Annotated in this window: 4 protein-coding genes; all 4 read left to right on the top strand. The window is 65.3% G+C overall.

Annotation, left to right across the window (positions count from 1 at the left end; translation table 11 throughout):
- Window positions 1-43 precede the first annotated feature (43 nt).
- The 4 genes from JXA24_05850 to xseA all read left to right on the top strand — a co-directional run bounded on the left by JXA24_05850 (window position 44) and on the right by xseA (window position 4,446).
- Complete coding sequence (locus tag JXA24_05850) at window positions 44-1,081, top strand: ABC transporter ATP-binding protein (GenBank protein ID MBN1283276.1); 1,038 nt, start codon at window positions 44-46, stop codon at window positions 1,079-1,081.
- A 10-nt stretch (window positions 1,082-1,091) separates the two neighbouring features.
- The gene (locus tag JXA24_05845) at window positions 1,092-1,586 is read left to right on the top strand and encodes a hypothetical protein (GenBank protein ID MBN1283275.1); all 495 of its coding nucleotides are present in this window, start codon (window positions 1,092-1,094) and stop codon (window positions 1,584-1,586) included.
- On the top strand, window positions 1,586-3,004 hold the full coding sequence (locus JXA24_05840; protein MBN1283274.1) for a patatin-like phospholipase family protein: 1,419 nt from the start codon (window positions 1,586-1,588) through the stop codon (window positions 3,002-3,004). Before JXA24_05845 ends, JXA24_05840 begins: the two co-directional genes overlap by 1 nt.
- Window positions 3,005-3,126: 122 nt before the next feature.
- The gene (xseA, locus tag JXA24_05835; protein ID MBN1283273.1) at window positions 3,127-4,446 is read left to right on the top strand and encodes an exodeoxyribonuclease VII large subunit; all 1,320 of its coding nucleotides are present in this window, start codon (window positions 3,127-3,129) and stop codon (window positions 4,444-4,446) included.
- Window positions 4,447-4,535 lie beyond the last annotated feature (89 nt).

The following is a 4,535-nucleotide window of genomic DNA, read 5'->3' as shown; positions in this document are numbered from 1 at the left end:
GCTGAGAAGCTGAGAAGCTGAGAAGCTGAGAAGCTGAGAGACCATGGGCGAGAACCTGATAGAGATAAGAGATCTGCACAAGCGCTTCCCGGTCACGGGCGGCATCCTCGGCCGCGAGGTCGCGGCGATCCACGCTGTGCGCGGGGTTTCGCTCGAGATCGCGCGAGGCGAAACGCTGGGCCTGGTGGGCGAGAGCGGCTGCGGAAAGTCCACGCTCGGGCAGATGATGCTCAGGCTCCTCTCACCCGACGAGGGGAGGATCGTGTTCGACGGGCGGGACATCACGCGCCTTTCGCACCGGGAGCTCAGGCCGCTCCGCAGCAGGATGCAGATGATCTTCCAGGACCCGTTCGCATCCCTCAACCCGCGCATGACCGCCGGCGACATCGTGGCGGAGCCGCTCATCGTCAACGGGATCGGGAGCCGGTCGGATCGCGGGGACAGGGTGGTCGAGCTAATGCGGCTCGTGGGGCTTTCAGCCGAGTCCTGCGGGAGATACCCCCACGAGTTCTCCGGAGGGCAGCGCCAGAGGATAGGGATAGCCAGGGCCATCGCGCTCACGCCGAGCTTCATAATAGCGGACGAGCCGGTCTCCGCGCTCGACCTCTCCATACGCGGGGAGATACTCAACCTCCTCTCCGACCTGCGCGAGCGCTTCTCGCTCACATATTTATTCATTGCGCACGACCTCAAGGTGGTGGAGAACATAAGCAGGCGAGTGGCGGTCATGTACCTGGGGAGGATAATGGAGATATTCCCGGCCGATCGCCTCGCGGAGGCCAGGCACCCGTACACGCAGGCGCTGGTCTCGGCGGTGCCTGTGCCCGACCCGGCCCCCACCGCCCGCAGCAGGAGGATGATACTCATGGGCGACGTGCCCTCGCAGATGGCGCCGCCGCCCGGCTGCCCGTTCCATCCCCGGTGCCCGTACGCGGAGAGGGCCTGCGGCGAGGAGGAGCCGCCGCTTTCCGAATACCGGCCCGGGCTCAGCGCGGCGTGCCGGCTCATCGAAAAGATGGAATCCCGCAGGGTGGGGCTTTCGACCCCTGCGTTCTCGGGTGGGACGAAACGGTCCGAATGAGGAGGCGAACATGAAGAGACTGACGACGTGGGTCGTGATCGCGGCGCTGCTTCTGGTCGCAGCGGATGCGGCCGCGAAGGCGAAGGTGCACCGGGCGATAGGGGGGACCAACATCGTGCCGGTCGGCCTCTCGATAGACGCGAGCTACGACCAGCGTTTCGACGGCTTCGTCCCCGGCTACAAGGTGATAAACGTCGCCGTGATAAACCAGTCGTTCAACATCATCTTTCTGAACCCCGAGAAGGACAGGTGGGGCATAAAGCTCGCGGACGGTTCGAAGGCGATCACCGCCATACACGACCTGAGGCGGTCGGCGCCCAAGGCGTGGTCCGAGCTGAACGACAAGAGCAAGGACCTTCTGGCGTATCCGCTGTTCATACCGGTGGGCGCGAGGCAGGTGATCGACCTATTCGTGCCCGAGTCGGTCGACGCGGCGAAGTTCAACGAGCTCACCATCTACATCAAATCGCTGGACACCAAACTTGAGATAATGGCAAGGCAGTGATGGGCATAACCATCGTACAGAGGAGCGACCTGGAGAGGCCAAGGCCGCGCGGCTGCCGCGCGCTGATCCTCGCCGGCGGAGCGATAACCGGCGGCTCCTTCATGGCCGGAGGGCTCAGGGCGCTCAACCGCTACATCGAGGGCGCGGGGGTGGGCGACTTCGACGTGTTCGTGGGGATCAGCTCCGGCAGCATGCTCGCCGCGGCGCTGGCGGCCGGGATCTCGCCCGAGTCCATGATCAAGAGCCTGGACGGCACCTCGAGCCACTTCTCCCAGCTGACCGCGTGGCACTGCTACAGGCCCAACGTCGCTGAGATCGTGTCGAGGCCGCTCAAGTTCTTCCTCCGGGCCGCCATGTGGCTCCCCGGAGGCGTCGTGCGCGTGGCGCAGAGGCACGACGAGTGGAGGCACGGGATACTGGGTTCCGTCTGGCGATTCGTGCTCGACCCCTCGCGCGGGAACTACGACGACATGATGGTCCCGCTCCTTGAGATGCTAGATGCGGGCGATTTCCCTTCTCTGCTCGCGCTGCTCCCGTCGGGGCTCTTCGACAACGGCCCGATCGAGTCCTACTTCCGCGAGAACATAGAGCGCAACAGGCTCACCAACGACTTCTGCGAGGCGGCGCGCATCACCGGCAAGCGGCTCTACATATCGGCGGTGCGGCTCGACGGCGCGCGCAGGGTGGTCTTCGGCGCGGACGAGGAGGACTCGCTCACGATCTCCGAGGCGATACAGGCCTCCACCGCGCTGCCGGGCTTCTACAAACCCGCGCACATAGGCGGGGAGGACTACGTGGACGGAGGGGTGCAGGAGACAGCCAACATCGACACCGCGGTGGAGAAGGGCGCCAAGCTCATCGTCTGCTACAACCCCTTCCGCCCCTACGATCCCGAGCTGTTCGTGAAGGGCATGAGCCGCCGCCGCAGGAGCGGAAAGAGGCTGGCGACCGACGGGATAGCGACCGTGCTCAACCAGATCCTGCGCGCGTTCTTCCACGCGAGGCTCGCTGTGGCGGTGAGGCGCTTCCGTGAGGACCCGTCGTTCGACGGCGACATCATCCTCATCGAGCCCAGGGGAGGGGACGAGGCGTACTTCTCCCTCAACCCCATGCTCCTTCGGAACCGCATAGCTGCGGCGAAGCTCGGCTTCGAGTCGGTGCGCGCCTCGATCGGTGAGAACTTCGACGGCATCTCGAGGATCATGGCGGCCCACGGGATCAGGATGAACAGGTCAAAGGTCGACGAGGAGTACACGAGGATCACCCGGCCGGGCGTGAGCGAGCGGGAGATACAGAGGCTCCTCGAGGGGCGCGAGATCAAGGCGAAGCGCGAGAAGCATGGCGGGAGCACGCCAGTCACGAGTCACGAGTCACGAGTCACGAAGAAGGCCAAGTTAAAGAAAAGGAAGACGAGGTGAGAAAGCAGCTGGACATATTCGCAGGCGGCGAGTCGGAGCCCGTGACAAAGGCAGGCAAGGGTCCTGTCGCCGGAAAGAAGAGATCTCCATCGAAGCGACGCCGCGAGGTGAAGAAGGCGCCGATGATCGTGGACTCGTATGACTCCGGGACCCGGAACTCGGCACTCGGGACTCGGGAACAGCGGGTCGATATCCCTCCTGTCTCGTCTGAATCCCGAATCCCGGGTCCCGATTCCCGATTCCCCAATTCCGACCTTCCCCACATCCACACAATCTCCGAGCTCACCGAACTGATCAAGGGCCGGCTCGAGCGCGAGTTCGCAGAGGTCTGGGTCACGGGCGAGGTGACCGACTTCAAAGGCCGCAAGGGGCCGCATCTCTATTTCACGCTCAAGGACGAGCGCAGCCAGATCAGGGCGATAATCTGGGGTGCAGGCGGCAGGCTCCCCTTCGAGATCGAGGACGGTCAGAAGCTCGTCTGCCGCGGCAGCCTCAACGTCTATGCGCCGAAGGGGAATTACTCGCTCATCGTCGACCCCGAGCACTGCGAGCCGGAGGGGCTGGGCGCGCTCAAGCTCGCCTTCGAGCAGCTCAAGAAGAGTCTCGCGGCCGAGGGGCTCTTCGACGCGGCCCGCAAGCGGCCGATACCGTACCTGCCGCGCCGCATCGGCATCGTCACCGCGCCTGCCGGCGCTGCGATCCGCGACCTCATCCACGTGCTCACGCGGCGCCACCCCGGCGTCGGGATACTCCTGCACCCTGCGCGCGTGCAGGGTGAGGGCGCGGCGGCCGAGATCGCGGCCGCGATCGAGAATTTGAACCGCATGGGCGGGCTCGACGTGCTGATCGTGGGCCGCGGCGGCGGCTCGATCGAGGATCTGTGGTGCTTCAACGAGGAGATAGTGGCGCGAGCGATCGCTGCCTCGAAGGTCCCGGTGATCTCCGCGGTCGGCCACGAGATAGATTACACGATCGCCGACTTCGTCGCCGACCTGCGCGCGGCCACCCCTTCCGCCGCGGCCGAGCTCGCGGTCCCGGTGCGCTCTGAGCTCCTCGCCGCGGTCCGCGACCTGCGCGCCAGGCTCGAGCAGGGGCTCACGAGGTTCCTCGAGAGAAAGCACCTCGAGCTCAAGAGGGCCGAGGGGAGGCTCGCCGACCCCACCCGCCGCTTCCCCGATCTCATCCAGCGCATCGACGGCCTTCGCGAGCGGCTGATAAACTCCCTCGGCGTCAAGGTCCGCTGGCTCGATCAGCACCTGGCGAAGCTGGCCTCGAACCTCGACCACCTCTCGCCGCTGGGCGTGCTCGCCAAGGGCTACGCGGTTGTGCAGGGCCCCGACGGCTTGGCAGTCCGCGATGCCGCAAAGCTCAAGAAGGGCGATTCCCTCGGCATCCGCTTCCACAGGGGCTCCGCCAGCGCCAAGGTCACGAAAATCAACTAGCGCCACAGGCGGAATAAGCATCCTGCGCCGGCTCCCGCGAAAAACAGGGATGTCCCTTTTTCCGATGACGCTGTAAAAAGGGCACCCTG

The organism is Pseudomonadota bacterium (assembly GCA_016927275.1).
In the GTDB taxonomy this organism is placed as follows: Bacteria; UBA10199; UBA10199; order 2-02-FULL-44-16; family JAAZCA01; genus JAFGMW01.
The sequence above is the reverse complement of the archived record's forward strand: the minus strand, read 5'-3'. Positions and strand labels throughout refer to the sequence as shown.

Excerpts from the sequence above, each read along its gene's own strand:
- JXA24_05850 (MBN1283276.1), top strand. The coding sequence starts at position 44 with ATGGGCGAGAACCTGATAGAGATAAGAGATCTGCACAAGCGCTTCCCG.
- JXA24_05845 (MBN1283275.1), top strand. The coding sequence starts at position 1,092 with ATGAAGAGACTGACGACGTGGGTCGTGATCGCGGCGCTGCTTCTGGTC.
- JXA24_05840 (MBN1283274.1), top strand. The coding sequence starts at position 1,586 with ATGGGCATAACCATCGTACAGAGGAGCGACCTGGAGAGGCCAAGGCCG.
- xseA (MBN1283273.1), top strand. The coding sequence starts at position 3,127 with ATGATCGTGGACTCGTATGACTCCGGGACCCGGAACTCGGCACTCGGG.